The organism is Amycolatopsis sp. NPDC041971, assembly GCF_055588925.1.
Window position 1 is genome coordinate 296,166 of record NZ_JBVJCE010000002.1, and the last position, 14,002, is coordinate 310,167.

Below are 14,002 nucleotides of genomic sequence, written 5' to 3' on the forward strand. Positions count from 1 at the left end.
CGTCCGTCCACATCAGACTTTAGGAAAGAAATGCCTACGCTGGAAATCAAGGATCTGCACGCCTCGGTCACGACCGAGGAGGGCCCCAAGGAGATCCTCAAGGGCGTCAACCTGACCATCAAGTCGGGTGAGACCCACGCGATCATGGGCCCCAACGGTTCGGGCAAGTCCACGCTGTCCTACGCCATCGCCGGTCACCCCAAGTACGAAGTCACCTCCGGGCAGGTCCTGCTCGACGGTGAGGACGTGCTGGAGATGAGCGTCGACGAGCGTGCCCGCGCGGGCCTGTTCCTCGCCATGCAATACCCGGTCGAGGTGCCGGGCGTGTCCATGTCCAACTTCCTCCGCACCGCGGCCACCGCGGTCCGTGGCGAGGCCCCCAAGCTGCGCCACTGGGTCAAGGAGGTCAAGGAGGAGATGGGCAAGCTGGAGATCTCGTCCGAGTTCGCCGAGCGTTCGGTGAACGAGGGCTTCTCCGGCGGCGAGAAGAAGCGCCACGAGATCCTGCAGCTGGCGCTGCTCAAGCCGAAGATCGCCATCCTCGACGAGACCGACTCGGGCCTCGACGTCGACGCGCTGCGCGTCGTGTCCGAGGGCGTCAACGAGTTCAAGGCCAACAACGAGGCCGGCGTCATGCTGATCACGCACTACACGCGGATCCTGCGGCACATCACGCCCGACTTCGTGCACGTCTTCGCCGGCGGCAAGATCGTCGCGTCCGGCGGCCGTGAGCTCGCGGACGAGCTGGAGGAGCACGGGTACGTCAAGTACGCCGGCTCCACCGAGACCGCCGCCGTCTGATCACCGAACTTCACGACTACACCGAGAGGAGTTGGCCCGATGACCACCACCACGGCTAACTCTCCTGATGGACCCTCCGCTGGAACTAGTACGCCGGGTCGGGCCGCACCGCTGGACGTAGCGACCATCAGGGCCGACTTCCCCATCCTGACCCGCACGGTGCGGGACGGGAAACCCTTGGTGTATCTGGATTCCGGTGCGACGTCCCAGAAACCGATGCAGGTGCTCGAAGCCGAGCGCCGGTTTCTCGAGACCTCGAACGCCGCGGTGCACCGCGGCGCGCACCAGCTCGCCGAGGAGGCGACCGACGCCTACGAATCCGCCCGCGTGCGGATCGCGGAGTTCGTCGGCGCCTCCCCGCACGAGCTGGTGTTCACCAAGAACGCCACCGAGGGCATCAACCTCGTCGCCTACGCGATGAGCAACGCCGCCACGGCCGGTCCCGGGGCCGAGCGGTTCAAGATCGGTCCCGGCGATGAGATCGTCATCACCGAGATGGAGCACCACGCGAACCTGGTGCCCTGGCAGCAGCTCTGCCAGCGCACCGGCGCGACGCTGAAGTGGTTCTCCGTCACGGCGGACGGCCGCCTCGATCTGGCAGGAGTGGACGAGCTGATCACCGAGCGGACCAAGGTGCTGGCGTTCACGCACCAGTCCAACGTGCTCGGCACGATCAACCCCGTCGAGTTCCTGGTGCAGAAGGCCCGCAAGGTCGGCGCGCTGGTCGTACTGGACGCTTGCCAGTCGGTTCCCCACTTTCCGGTGGACCTGCACGCGCTCGACGTCGACTTCGCCGCTTTCGCCGGGCACAAGATGGTCGGCCCGTACGGCATCGGTGTCCTTTATGGACGCCGTGAGCTGCTCGAAGCGATGCCGCCGTTCCTGACCGGCGGCTCGATGATCGAGCTGGTCCGCATGGAACAGACCACCTTCGCCGCGCCGCCGCAGCGGTTCGAGGCGGGCACCCCGATGACGTCGCAGGCCGTCGGCCTCGGCGCGGCCGCGGACTACCTGTCGGCGATCGGCATGGAACGGGTCGCCGCGCACGAACACCTCCTCACCGAGGCGGCGCTGGCCGGGCTCGGTGAGATCCCGGGCGTGCGGATCATCGGCCCCACCGACATGGTCGACCGCGGCGGACTGGTGTCGTTCGTCATCGACGGTGTCCACCCGCACGACTCGGGCCAGGTGCTGGACAGCCTCGGGATCGCCGTCCGCGTCGGGCACCACTGCGCGTGGCCGCTGCACCGGGCCTGTTCGGTCCCGGCGACCGTGCGCGCGTCGTTCTATGTCTACAACACACTGTCCGAAGTGGACGCGCTGGTGAACGGTGTGCGTGAGGCGCAGAAGTTCTTCGGGGTGGCCGGGGGGAGTGCGGCACAGTGAACCTCGAGAGCATGTACCAGGAGATCATCCTGGACCACTACAAGAACCCGCACGGCCGCGGTCTTCGCGAGCCGTTCGACGCCGAATCGTTCCAGGTCAACCCGACCTGCGGCGACGAGGTGACGCTGCGGGTGAAGGTCGACGACGGTAAGGTCGCCGATGTCTCCTACGAGGGACAGGGCTGTTCGATCAGCCAGGCTTCCACGTCGGTCTTGACGGATCTCGTCGTCGGGCACACCGTGGAGGAGGCGTTCACCACCATGGACGCCTTCGTCGAGCTGATGCAGGGCAAAGGGCAGATCGAACCGGACGAGGAAGTGCTGGAGGACGGCATCGCCTTCGCCGGCGTCGCCAAGTACCCGGCCCGTGTGAAATGCGCCCTGCTCGGGTGGATGGCGTTCAAGGACGCCGTCACCCGCACGACCAACGGAGTTGAGACGGCATGACCGAACAGCAGACCGAAACCCGCGAGGGGCGCACGGCCGCCGACCTCGACGCCGAGACCGCCGCCGCCCCGGACACCGCCGACCTGGCGAAGGTGGAGGATCTCGAAGAGGCGATGCGCGACGTCGTCGACCCCGAACTCGGCATCAACGTCGTCGACCTCGGGCTGGTCTACGACATCCGTGTCGAGGCGGACAACACCGCCACCATCGACATGACCCTGACCTCGGCGGCCTGCCCGCTGACCGACGTCATCGAGGACCAGACCGGAGCCGCGCTCGTCGGCGGCGGAACCGGGCTGGTCAAGGACTTCCGGATCAACTGGGTCTGGATGCCGCCGTGGGGCCCGGAGAAGATCACCGACGACGGCCGCGAACAGCTGCGTGCCCTGGGCTTCACCGTCTGACCTCACTTCGCGCTCTCGCGTGCTATGAACGGTCCGTTCCTTGCAAATTTCGCAAGGAACGGACCGTTCATAGCATTGGCGGGCGGGGGGCCAAGTACGTGAAGGGGGCCTTCACGTACTTGGGGCGTCGAGCGTATAACGGCCTATACCGCATCCCGTCGTTAGGCTGCCAGGATGATCGTCCGGTCCATCGCGCTCTTCGCGCTCGCCGCCCTGCTGGAGATCGGAGGCGCCTGGCTGATCTGGCAGGGCGTCCGGGAGCACCGCGGCTACCTCTGGATCGGCGCGGGCGTCGTCGCACTCGGTCTCTACGGTTTCATCGCGACCTTGCAGCCCGACGCGAACTTCGGCCGCATCCTCGCCGCGTACGGCGGAGTGTTCGTCGCGGGTTCCCTGGCGTGGGGGATGGCCGCCGACGGTTACCGGCCGGATCGCTACGACGTCATCGGCGCCTTGATCTGTCTGGCCGGGGTCGGCGTCATCATGTACGCCCCACGCGGGTGAGCCACCGGCGCTAATCTGCGCTGTGACCGAAATGGACTTCCCCGCTCCGCCCGCTGACAGACCCGGAACGAAGCGAAAATTCTCCCCGCTCCTGCTCGTGATGATCCTGGTGGCGATCGTCGGCGTGGGCACCGGCGGATACGGCTTCTGGACCCTGATGGGTTATCAGATGGCGACTGTCCCCGGCGGCGGAATGGCGCCCACGATCCAGCCGGAGGCGGTCGTACTTTACCGCTGGGCCGATCTCCCCGAGGTCCCCCGCGGCGCGGTCGTCCTCATGGATCTTTCCGCGTTTCCGGACGCGACACCCGGCGATGGCCGGATCGTCAAGCGGGTGATCGGTGTCGGTGGTGATCAGGTCGTCTGCTGCACGAACGACAACCTGATCACCGTCAATGGAAAGCCGGTCAGAGAGCCGTACACCGATGACGACAACGGCTACGGTCGCAAGGAGTACCGGCCGTTCAGCGTCCAGGTACCGCCGACCGCGGTGTTCGTCGCGGGCGATCAGCGGAACAATTCCCGGGACTCGCGGATCTACGTCGACATGCCGGGCAACGGCGCCGTACCGCTGTCCAAAGTGCGCGGAGTCGTCGTCGGCATGGGAAGCCTCCTCGGCGCGGAGCCGTTTCCGCAGACCACCGCGTTCGTCGAAGCGGGTCTTCCCGGGGATCCCTTGTCCGATACCGGATTCCGCACCTCGCGGAACCTCGTGTTCGCCGGTGCCGGACTCGTCGCCCTCGGTGTCATCGGGACGATCGTGAGCGTTGTCCGGTCCGCCGGAAAACGACGAAGAGCAGCCGCAATCCCACCAGCGCGCTGACCACCAGCAGGTTGTAGCCGAACATCTGGTGCAGCGTGACGCCGGGCAGCATTTCCGGGCCCGTCGCGCTGCCCAGCAGCAGCACGGCCATCAGCCCGGTGGCCGCGCCGACGAAGGCCAGCAGGAGTTCGTGCACCAGGCCGGTGACCACGTCGCGGTCCCGTTCGTCGGAGAACAGCCGGACGTTGACCGAAAGCCTGCCCTGCTCCAGCGCGTTGCCGATCCGGTCGACGCGGCGGGGGAGGCGGCGCAGCACCGGCAGTAGCGCCAGCAGTTCGTTGGTGGCCGTGGAGCGCAACGACTCGGGCCGCAGTCCGGCACCGACCTGTTCGGCGGCGTAGGCGCGGGATTCGACGACGATGTTGAATCCCGGTGCCAGCGCGGCCAGCGTTCCCTCCAAAGTGGCCAAGGCGCGGAACACCGCGGCGATCGGCGGGGGCACGCTGAGCCGGAAGTCGGCGATCACCCGGAACAGGTCGGTGAACATGTCCAGATCCGGGGCCTGTCCGTGGTTGAAGTGCTTAGCCACCAAGGCGCCCAGTGCCCGATCCAGCCGCTGCTCTTCGATCTCGTCCGGCCGGTCGACGATCTCCAGCAGGCCGTCGCGCAGCGCGGCCGGGTCGCCCCGGTCGAGGGCGAGGATGAGGTTCTGCAATCCGGCGCGCAGTCCCGAATCGAGCCGTCCGACGGAGCCGAAGTCGAGCAGGCCCAGCCTGCCGTCGGTGAGCAGCAGGACGTTACCGGGATGCGGGTCGGCGTGGAAGACACCGCTGCCCATCACCTGGCCGAGCACACAGCGCAGCATCGACCGCGCGAGCTTGACCCGTTCGGCGACCGGGACCTGTTCCCTCGCGGCGGCCAGTGGCTTGCCGTCGAGGCGCCGCATCACCAGGACACGTTCGGTGGACAGTTCGCTGTGGACGGTCGGGATAGCGACTTCGGTGCCGGGGTAGGCCGCGGCGACCGCTTCGATGTTCCTTGCCTCCGTGCGGAAATCGAGTTCTTCGAGCAGCGCGTCGGCGAATCCTTCGGCGAGGTCGACGACGCCGAGCGAACGGGCCCAGTCCGCGCGCAGATCCAGTGCGGCGGCGACGCGGCGGACGATGTCGAGGTCCCGGTCGACCAGCGACTGCACACCGGGCCGCTGCACCTTGACCACCACGTCCTGCCCGTCGCGCAGCTTCGCGCGGTAGACCTGCGCGATCGACGCGGCCGCGATCGGTTCCGGGTCGAACTCGGCGAAGATCTCGTCCGGGTGGCCGCCCAGTTCCTCCCGCAGCACGGTCGCGACCTCGTCGGCGTCGGCGAAGGCGACCTGGTCCTGGAGCTTGCTCAGTTCGTCGATGAACACCGGCGGGAGCAGATCGGACCGGGTCGAGAGCAGCTGGCCGAGCTTCACGAACGTCACGCCGCCCTCTTCCAGCGCGCGGCGCAGCGAACGCGCCAGTTTGGCGTGCCGGACCTGGGCGAGCCCGGATTCCCGGCGACCGGCGAGGTAGCGGCCGAGTCCGTGCTTGATCGCGATCCGGGTGATCTGCGAGTACCGCCGCGTCCGGGCCGCGCGACGGCGCAGGGAACGGATCCTGCCGATCAGCCCGAGCCCCGACCCCGCGGGCAGGACGAACTCCGCGACGAACAAGAAGATCAGCGTGGCCAGGAACGCGCCGCCCGCCACCGGGATGACCAGCCCGGCGAAGGCGCCACCCGCGTACATCGGCCAGGGGAACGCGCTGAGGATGCCGCCCGCGACGAGCCACCCGAAGCCGGCGGCGCAGAACGCGCGGACCGCGCCGATCCGCACCCCCAGCACGCGGCGGGCGGCGACCACGAGCGGCCACAGCATCAGCGCGTAGACGGGCAGGGTGAGCAGGCCGAGCAGCAGGTTCATGCCGAAGAGCACATCACGCGTTGTCCGCACGCGATTCCCGCTCCGGCGGGACGGTACTCACCCTCGAGAGGGAGCGGACCCCGAAGTTGTACGTCGTGGTCGCCTCCCGGGGCGCGAAGAGGACGCCGAGAACGGCGATCACCGCCGCCGCGAGAAAGCCGGCACGGAGGTCGATGAGATCGCCGAGGAGGCCGATGAGCGGTGCGCCGGCCGCCTGGCCGAGTGCCAGCATCAGGAAGGCCACACCGACACCGAACGCGGGCGCCGACGGATAGGCCCTCGTGCCCCAGAGGATCAGCACGCCGGTCAGTCCGATGTAGACGGCCCCGAAGAGCGCGGCCGCGATGACGAGCGCGGGGAGAGACCGGGTGGCGAGCGCGAACAGCGCCGTGGCGACGGCGAACAGGACCATCCCCGCGGACCAGGCCCGGCGCAGTCCCGCCCGCGAGGTCAGCTCGGCGGTGAAGGCGCCTGCCAGGCCGACCGCGCCGAGGACGATCCACACCACCGTCGAGGCGGTCTGGTCGAGCCCACCGACGCTGACGGCGATGTCCCGGCCGAACGTCCAGATCGCCGCGCTGGCCAGGCCGAGTGTCGCGGCGGCGGGCAGCAGCCGTCCGGTGGCGGGCGGGAACAGCGGCGACGGCAGCCCGCGTGCGCGATCCTCCTTGCCCGGCGGCACGACCCGGGCGATCCACACCGTCACCAGCGCCGAGGCCGCGGCGAAGGCCCACCAAGCCATTCGCCAGTCACCGATGGCGAGCAGGGAGACCGGGCCGGAGATCAGCACGCCGAGTCCGGTCCCGGCGTTCACCACGGACTGGGCGCGGTCGCGGCGGGTCACCCGCACGACGCGTGAGACCGCGTCGGCGAGCGAAGGGGACGCCAGACCGGTGCTGGCTCCGGCGAGGACGACGCCGAGCGCGAGGACGGCGGCGTTGGGCGCGGACGCGATCAGAGCGGTTCCCGCGGTGGCGGCCGTCCCGGCGGCGAGTGCGCCCGCCCGCGCGCCCCAGCGGGTCGTGACGGCGGTCGAGGCGGCGACGGCGAGACAGTAAGCGACATAGCTCCCCGCCGCGATGGCGCCGAGTGCGCCGCCGTCGAGGCCGAACTCCGTCCGGAGGGTCGGCGCGAAGAGGCCGTACGCGTACCTCGCCAGTCCGTAGGAGACCGCGATCAGCGACAATCCGGCCGCGGTCAGGGTCAGCTCGCGTTTGTACGAAGTAACCATCAGTTCGCCTCCCTGAGTATACCGATCGGTATACTCAGGGAGTGTTCCTGCATTCCGCTCCCAGGTCAACCGATCGGTATAGTCGAGGCATGCTGACTCCGGCGGGTGAACGCGTCCTGAGCGCCGCGACCGAGCTCTTCTACCGCGAGGGCCTGAACGCGGTCGGCGTCGCGGCCGTGGCCGAGGCGGCCGGCGTCACGAAGAAGACGTTGTATGCGTGCTTCGGGTCGAAGACGGAGCTCACGGTCGCGTACCTGCGGCGTCGTCACGACGTCTGGTGGGCGTACCTCGAAGACCGGCTGGCCGCGGCCGAACGGCCTCGGGTGCTGACGGTCTTCGACGCCTACGTCGATCATCCGAAGCTCGGCAGCGACCGGGGGTGCGCGTTCCTCAACGCGGCGGCCGAACTGACCGCCGGCCATCCCGGGCTCGACGTGATCCGGCGGCACAAGGCGGCCGTGCGGGCGAAGTTCGCCGAACTCATCCGTGAGGACGCCCCGGGCGCGGACGATCCGGAGAGGCTCGCTGAGCAGCTCTTCCTTCTCGTCGAGGGCGCTGTCGCGCACACCGGTATCGACGGGGACGCGCATCGGGTCACCCTCGCGAGGGAGATCGCGGAGATACTGATGCGGGATCCGCGTCCGGCCGGCACGCGCTAGAAAGAGCGCATGCGACTTTTCGGCCCGCTCGTGGACCGGGCGACCTACCGCCGGTGGGTCTACTTCATCCTCGGTGGCGCTTTGAGCGTGCCGTATGTGCTCTTCGCCGCCATCGTGGTGCCGTCGCTGCTGCCCCTCGTCGTGACGGTGGAGCGCGGGCTGATCATCGCGCTGAGCACCCTCGTCCTGGTGGTCATCGCGTCGTCGTTCCTTCCCGCCGTCCGGGTGCTGGAGGGCGCGGCCGTACGGGAACTGCTCGACGATCCCGTGCCGGGAGTGACGTTCGGGCCCGCCGGGAATTGGCCCGTCCGGCTGCGGTCGACCGCGATGTACCTGCTGCACGTGGGCACGGGTTGCGTCCTCAGCCTGGCGAGCCTGTTCGTCCCGGTCGGACTCGGTTTCACCATCGCGGCCCCGTTCACCGGCCGGATCGCACTGTCCACAGAGGACCCGATCGTGGTGCCGGCGGGGTGGGCGAGCGCGTGGATCCCGCTGGCGTTCCTGCTCGGCGTCGTCGCGCTGGCGTATGTGGTGTGGGGAGCGGGCGCGGTACTCACCCGTTGCGCCAAGAGCCTGCTGGGTGTCTCGGCCGCCGAGCGGATCGCCCAGCTGGAAAAGCGCACCGAACAGCTCGCCGAACGCAACCGGCTGGCGCGGGAGCTGCACGACTCGGTCGGACACGCGCTGAGCGTCGTGACCATCCAGGCCGGGGCGGCGCGCCGGACCCTGAGGACCGATCCCGGTTTCACCGAGCAGGCGCTCACCGCGATCGAGGACTCGGCACGGGCCGCGCTGGACGATCTCGACCACGTGCTCGGATTGCTGCGGGAGGAGGCGTCGTCACGAGCACCGCAATCAGGTCTGGCGGAGCTGCCCGCGCTGGTCGAAGCCACACGGCTGGCGGGCGCCGAGGTGGCGGCGGAGGTAAGGGGCGAGACGTCTTCAGTGCCGCCTGTCGTCTCTCGCGAGGCTTATCGGATCTTGCAGGAATGCCTGACGAACGCGCTGCGGCACGCCGGTAAGGTGCCGGTGACGGTCCTCGTCGACGCCGGAGCGGAGCTGTTGCGTTTGCGGGTGTCCAACCCGCTCGGCGCCGCGGCCCCGTCGCGGGACGGCGGCGGCCGGGGGCTGCGGGGAATGTCGGAACGGGTGGAAGTGCTCGGCGGCACGATCACCGCGGGCCGCGCGGACGGATGCTGGAAGGTCGAGGTGGCGGTGCCATGGGGGAAGCGGCGATGAGCATCGGGGTGCTGCTGGTCGACGACGAACAGCTCATCCGGGCGGGGCTGAGGGCGATCGTCGCCTCGGAGCCGGACTTGGACGTCGTGGGTGAAGCGACCGATGGGGCCGAGGTGCCAGGGTTGGTTTCGCGGTTCCGGCCCGACGTCGTGCTGATGGACGTCCGGATGCCTTCGGTCGACGGGATCCGCGCGACCGCGCATCTCATGGCCACTCTTACCGACCCGCCGAAGGTGATCGTGGTGACCACCTTCGAGAACGACGACTACGTCTACGACGCCCTGCTCGCCGGTGCGAGCGGGTTCCTGCTGAAGCGGGCCCGGCCCGAGGAGATCGTCGCGGCGATCCGGACGGTGGCGGCGGGGGAGTCGCTGCTGTTCCCGGCCGCGATCCGGCGGCTGGCCGCGCAGCAGACGAACCGGGGTCCGCAGGACGGTCTCGCCGGCGCGGGGCTCACCGAACGCGAACGCGAGGTGCTGCGGCTGATGGCGAGCGGACTGTCCAATGTGGAGATCGCGGGCGAACTGTACCTCGGCGTGCAGACGGTGAAGACGCACGTCGGGAACGTGCTCGCGAAACTCGGCGCGAGGGACCGGACGCAGGCCGTGATCAAGGCCTACGACACCGGATTCGTCACACCGGCGGGCTGAACGCGATAGGGTTCCCGAGTGGATACCAACGTCAATCGTCGTCGCCTGCTGGGGCTGGGCACGGTCGCCGCCGCGGGCGCGGTGCTCGGGACGGCGCAGGTCGCTCACGCCGCCGAAGAGTCCGAAACAGACACGGCCGCCGCCGATGCTTCGGCCGCCGCGCGCCGGATTTCCCAAGTCTACGCCAAGGAAACCGCGAAGGCGGGTGGCACCTGGTCGTCCTGCGTCAGCGTCGCGGATTCCGCCGGGAACCTGGTTCCCGCCGTCTCCGAGCGGTCGGACGAGGTGGTCGAGGCCTACAGTGTCAACAAGATCGCCGTCGCCACCGCGGTGCTCGACAAGATCGACCGCGGACTGCTCACATTGGACCAGCGCGTCGACGTCACGGCCGACATCGTCATCAAGGACACCGACGGTATCTTCGCCCTCGACGGCGCGTACCCGAGTTCGGTGACCCTCGGGCACGCGATGGCCGCGTTGCTGACGCTGTCCGACAACACCGCCGTCCGCCTCTGCGGGCTGGTCTGCCCCGCCGCCGAACTCAACGAGATCCTGCGCGGCAAGGGATTCGTGCACACCCAGGTCGTTCCGGTGGCGAACCCGAACCGGTTCTTCCTCGGCAGGACGACCCCGGCCGAGACGCATACGCTGCTGCGGAAACTGGTCGGCGGGACACTGCTTTCGGCGAAGTCCACCGAGTACCTGCTGAACATCCTGCGTTCGCTGAGCGCGTTCACCGACGGCGTGCGGCTCGGCCTGACCTCGGCCGAGCGGCTGCGGGTCGCCACGAAGGCTGGCTGGTTCAACGACGGCCGCAACGAGGCCGGGGTGATGTTCAGTGCCGACGGCAAGCCGATCCTGACCTATTCGCTGTTCGCCTCCGGCGAGTTCGCGGGTGATCCGGCGGCTAACAAGGACGACTACGCCGCGACGCACCCGGCGTTGAAGGCACGGGCGAAGCTCGGGAAGACGATGTTCCGGTCGGTCGAGAAGCTGACGGCCGCCACGGCCCGCACCTACGCGGCCGCTCCGTATCGGGCCTCCAACGGCGGCTGAAGGGTAAAGCAGAGGTGGCGTGGCCGATACCTCTGCGGGCTGGACCTCATGTCACGATCGCCGTCCGCCACCACCTGCCGACGTTGCGAAAAGCCACTTTCGCAACGCGCCTTGTCCCTGCATAGACCACGACCCGCAACCCACGACCTCCGTTTGGGTTACTTCAGGGCGGCGAGGATCAGCGCGGCCATCGCGGCGGGATTCCCGTGTTCCGGGCGCAGCACCAGATCCGGGCTCTCCGGTCGCTCGTAGGGGGCGTCCACCCCGGTGAACCCGCTGATCTCACCGGCCCTCGCCTTCGCGTACATCCCTTTGGGATCGCGGTCTTCGCAGACCTTGAGCGGTGTGTCGACGAAGACTTCGAGGAACGGCAGCCCGGCCGCATCGTGCGCGGCGCGGGCTAGTTCGCGGTCGGCACGGTACGGGCTGATCAGGGAGACCACCGACACCACGCCGGCGTCGGCGAACAGCTTCGCGACCTCGGCGACGCGGCGGACGTTCTCGGCGCGATCGGCGGGGCTGAAGCCGAGGTTCCCGTTCAGCCCGTGCCGGAGGTTGTCGCCGTCCAGCAGGTACGCGGGCCTGCCCGACGCCACCAGCCGCCGCTCCAGTTCCACGGCCACACTCGACTTCCCGGACGCGGAAAGCCCGGTGAGCCAGACGGTGAGCCCGCGCGTGGCGCGTTCCGTCCTGGTGACCGCGGCGGTGTGCCAGACGACGTTCGACGCCGTCGCGCTCGGCCCGGTGATCATGCCCGCCGCGACCGTCGCCCCGGACTGCTCGTCGACGAGGAGGAAACCGCCGGTGGAGCGGTTACGGCGATAGGAATCTAACAGCAGCGGTTGCCGCGTGCGGAGTCGGATCCGGCCGATGTCGTTGAGGGACAACGACTTCGCCGTCTCATCGCGGTGCAGTGTGGTGACGTCGAGCCGGTAGTCGAGGTCGCGGATCTCGGCCTTGGTCTCGCGGGTGGTGTGTCGCACGAGGTAGTGCGAGCCGGGCGTCAGTGAGCCCTGTTCGGAGAACCAGCACACCATCGCGTCGACGTCCCGGCCGGTGTGCGGACGGTTGCCGGGGCGGCAGATCAGGTCACCGCGACCGAGGTCGAGGTCGTCGGTGAGTTCGATCGTGACGGCCTGCGAGGCGAAGGCTTCGGTGACCGCGGTGCCGCCCGGCCCCCAGATCGCGCGCACCGTCGTGGTGAAGCCGGAAGGCAGCACGGCGACCTCGTCACCGGGTTTGAACACCCCGCCCGCGACGGTGCCCGCGTACCCGCGAAAATCGCGGCTGTGCTCCCGGATCACGTATTGCACCGGGAATCGCGCGTCGATGAGATTGCGATCCGAGGCCACATGCACCTGTTCGAGGTGATGCAGCAGGGAAGTCCCTTCGTACCAAGACATACCGGAGCCCCGGTGCACGACGTTGTCGCCGTGCAGCGCCGACATCGGCACGAAGGTCAGGTCGGGCACCTGGAGTTTCATCGCGAAGCGGCGAAAGTCCTCACGGATCTCCTCGAAGCGTTCCTGTGACCAGCCGACCAGGTCCATCTTGTTGACGCACGCCACCAGATGCGGGATTCCCAGCAGGGTCGCCAGGAACGCGTGCCGCCGCGACTGTTCGAGCACGCCTTTGCGGGCGTCGATCAGGATCAGCGCGAGATCCGCCGTGGACGCCCCGGTGACCATGTTCCGGGTGTACTGCACGTGCCCCGGCGTGTCGGCGATGACGAACTTCCGTATGGGGGTGGCGAAATACCGGTGTGCGACGTCGATGGTGATGCCTTGTTCGCGTTCGGCGCGCAGGCCGTCGGTCAGCAGCGCGAGGTTCGGATATGCCTCGCCGCGGTCGCGGCTGGTGCGTTCGATGGCTTCGAGCTGGTCGGTGAACACCGTCTTCGAATCGAACAACAGGCGGCCGATCAGGGTCGACTTCCCGTCGTCGACACTGCCCGCTGTCGCGAGGCGGACCAATGAAGCACCCATCAGAAGTAGCCTTCCTTCTTCCGGTCCTCCATGCCCGCCTCGGAGATCCGGTCGTCGGCGCGGGTGGCGCCGCGTTCGGTGAGCCTGCTGACGGCGACCTCGGCGACCACTTCGCCCGGTGACGTCGCCGTCGATTCGACGCAGCCGGTGCAGGTCGCGTCGCCGACGGTTCGGAAGCGAACCGTTGCCTCGTAAGGGCTTTCGTCTTCGTTCAAGATCAGGAAGCGGGTGTGCGCGAGCAGCATGCCGTCCCGCTGGACGACCGGTCGCCGGTGCGAATAGTAGATCGACGGCAGGTCGACGCCCTCGGCCTCGATGTACTGCCAGATGTCGAGTTCCGTCCAGTTCGACAGCGGGAAGACGCGGATGTGCTCACCCTTGCGATGCCTGCCGTTGTAGAGATTCCAGAGCTCCGGCCGTTGATTGCGCGGATCCCATTGGCCGAACTCGTCGCGGAAGCTGAACACCCGCTCCTTCGCGCGGGCTTTCTCTTCGTCGCGGCGTGCTCCGCCGAACACGGCGTCGAAGGAATGCTCGCGGATTCCCCGCAGCAAGGCCGCGGTCTGGAGGCGGTTGCGGCCCGCCTTCGGATCTTCGACGACTCTGCCCGCGTCGATGTCGTCCTGGACACTGGTGACGACGAGCCGGAGCCCGTAGGTGTCGACCGTGTGGTCCCGGAATGCGATGACCTCGTCGAAGTTGTGCCCGGTGTCGACGTGCATCACCGGAAACGGCGGTGATGACGGCCAGAACGCCTTGGCCGCCACGTGGAGCATCACCATCGAGTCCTTGCCGCCGGAGAACAGCAGTACCGGCCGTTCGAAGGTCGCCGCGACCTCGCGGAGGATGTGCACGGCTTCGGCTTCCAGTGCTTCGAGATGGGTGAGCTCGTAGGCCGGGGACGCCATCGTGACCTCCGTGGTTCCAGAG

Annotated in this window: 14 protein-coding genes; 10 read left to right on the forward strand and 4 right to left on the reverse strand. The window is 68.5% G+C overall.

The features are described 5' to 3' along the window. The first annotated feature begins 30 nt into the window (after positions 1-30). The 6 genes from sufC to lepB all read left to right on the forward strand — a co-directional run bounded on the left by sufC (position 31) and on the right by lepB (position 4,364). Entirely contained in the window at positions 31-801 is a 771-nt protein-coding gene (sufC, locus tag ACZ6DT_RS06510) for a Fe-S cluster assembly ATPase SufC (RefSeq protein ID WP_465589607.1), read from the forward strand. A gap of 39 nt (positions 802-840) precedes the next feature. After that, positions 841-2,187 carry a cysteine desulfurase gene (locus ACZ6DT_RS06515; protein WP_465589609.1) on the forward strand — a complete coding sequence of 449 codons (1,347 nt, stop codon included), beginning with the start codon at positions 841-843 and terminating at the stop codon, positions 2,185-2,187. After that, positions 2,184-2,633 (forward strand): Fe-S cluster assembly sulfur transfer protein SufU, encoded by a 450-nt coding sequence (gene sufU / locus ACZ6DT_RS06520; RefSeq protein ID WP_125783745.1) that lies wholly within the window; start codon positions 2,184-2,186, stop codon positions 2,631-2,633. Before ACZ6DT_RS06515 ends, sufU begins: the two co-directional genes overlap by 4 nt. Further along, entirely contained in the window at positions 2,630-3,037 is a 408-nt protein-coding gene (locus ACZ6DT_RS06525; protein WP_465589611.1) for a metal-sulfur cluster assembly factor, read from the forward strand. Before sufU ends, ACZ6DT_RS06525 begins: the two co-directional genes overlap by 4 nt. Positions 3,038-3,211: 174 nt before the next feature. Further along, positions 3,212-3,541 (forward strand): YnfA family protein, encoded by a 330-nt coding sequence (locus ACZ6DT_RS06530; protein ID WP_465589613.1) that lies wholly within the window; start codon positions 3,212-3,214, stop codon positions 3,539-3,541. Positions 3,542-3,572: 31 nt separating this feature from the next. Continuing rightward, on the forward strand, positions 3,573-4,364 hold the full coding sequence (gene lepB / locus ACZ6DT_RS06535; RefSeq protein WP_465590549.1) for a signal peptidase I: 792 nt from the start codon (positions 3,573-3,575) through the stop codon (positions 4,362-4,364). Here the strand turns inward: lepB and ACZ6DT_RS06540 are convergent. Together ACZ6DT_RS06540 and ACZ6DT_RS06545 are read right to left on the reverse strand one after the other, a co-directional pair. Beyond that, positions 4,288-6,252: an ABC1 kinase family protein gene (locus ACZ6DT_RS06540; protein WP_465590552.1), complete on the reverse strand. Its 1,965-nt coding sequence runs from the start codon at positions 6,250-6,252 to the stop codon at positions 4,288-4,290. The two genes, lepB and ACZ6DT_RS06540, sit on opposite strands and share 77 nt — an antisense overlap. 13 nt (positions 6,253-6,265) lie before the next feature. Then, positions 6,266-7,483: an MFS transporter gene (locus ACZ6DT_RS06545; RefSeq protein ID WP_465589616.1), complete on the reverse strand. Its 1,218-nt coding sequence runs from the start codon at positions 7,481-7,483 to the stop codon at positions 6,266-6,268. A gap of 89 nt (positions 7,484-7,572) precedes the next feature. Between ACZ6DT_RS06545 and ACZ6DT_RS06550 the strand changes: the two genes are divergently transcribed. Genes ACZ6DT_RS06550 through ACZ6DT_RS06565 form a run of 4 tightly spaced genes read left to right on the forward strand, consistent with a single transcriptional unit; the run spans position 7,573 to position 11,087 of the window. Further along, complete coding sequence (locus ACZ6DT_RS06550; RefSeq protein WP_465589618.1) at positions 7,573-8,142, forward strand: TetR/AcrR family transcriptional regulator; 570 nt, start codon at positions 7,573-7,575, stop codon at positions 8,140-8,142. 9 nt (positions 8,143-8,151) lie between these two features. Next, positions 8,152-9,381, forward strand: a complete 1,230-nt coding sequence (locus ACZ6DT_RS06555; RefSeq protein WP_465589621.1) for a sensor histidine kinase — start codon at positions 8,152-8,154, stop codon at positions 9,379-9,381. Next, positions 9,378-10,031, forward strand: coding sequence for a response regulator (locus ACZ6DT_RS06560; RefSeq protein WP_465590555.1), 654 nt, complete (start codon positions 9,378-9,380; stop codon positions 10,029-10,031). Before ACZ6DT_RS06555 ends, ACZ6DT_RS06560 begins: the two co-directional genes overlap by 4 nt. Positions 10,032-10,049: 18 nt before the next feature. Continuing rightward, positions 10,050-11,087: a serine hydrolase gene (locus ACZ6DT_RS06565; protein ID WP_465589624.1), complete on the forward strand. Its 1,038-nt coding sequence runs from the start codon at positions 10,050-10,052 to the stop codon at positions 11,085-11,087. A 158-nt stretch (positions 11,088-11,245) separates the two neighbouring features. Here the strand turns inward: ACZ6DT_RS06565 and cysC are convergent, their stop codons facing one another. Together cysC and cysD are read right to left on the reverse strand one after the other, a co-directional pair. Next, positions 11,246-13,072, reverse strand: a complete 1,827-nt coding sequence (cysC, locus tag ACZ6DT_RS06570) for an adenylyl-sulfate kinase (RefSeq protein WP_465589627.1) — start codon at positions 13,070-13,072, stop codon at positions 11,246-11,248. Beyond that, positions 13,072-13,980 carry a sulfate adenylyltransferase subunit CysD gene (gene cysD / locus ACZ6DT_RS06575; RefSeq protein ID WP_465589630.1) on the reverse strand — a complete coding sequence of 303 codons (909 nt, stop codon included), beginning with the start codon at positions 13,978-13,980 and terminating at the stop codon, positions 13,072-13,074. The genes cysC and cysD overlap by 1 nt, the downstream gene beginning before the upstream one ends. Positions 13,981-14,002 lie beyond the last annotated feature (22 nt).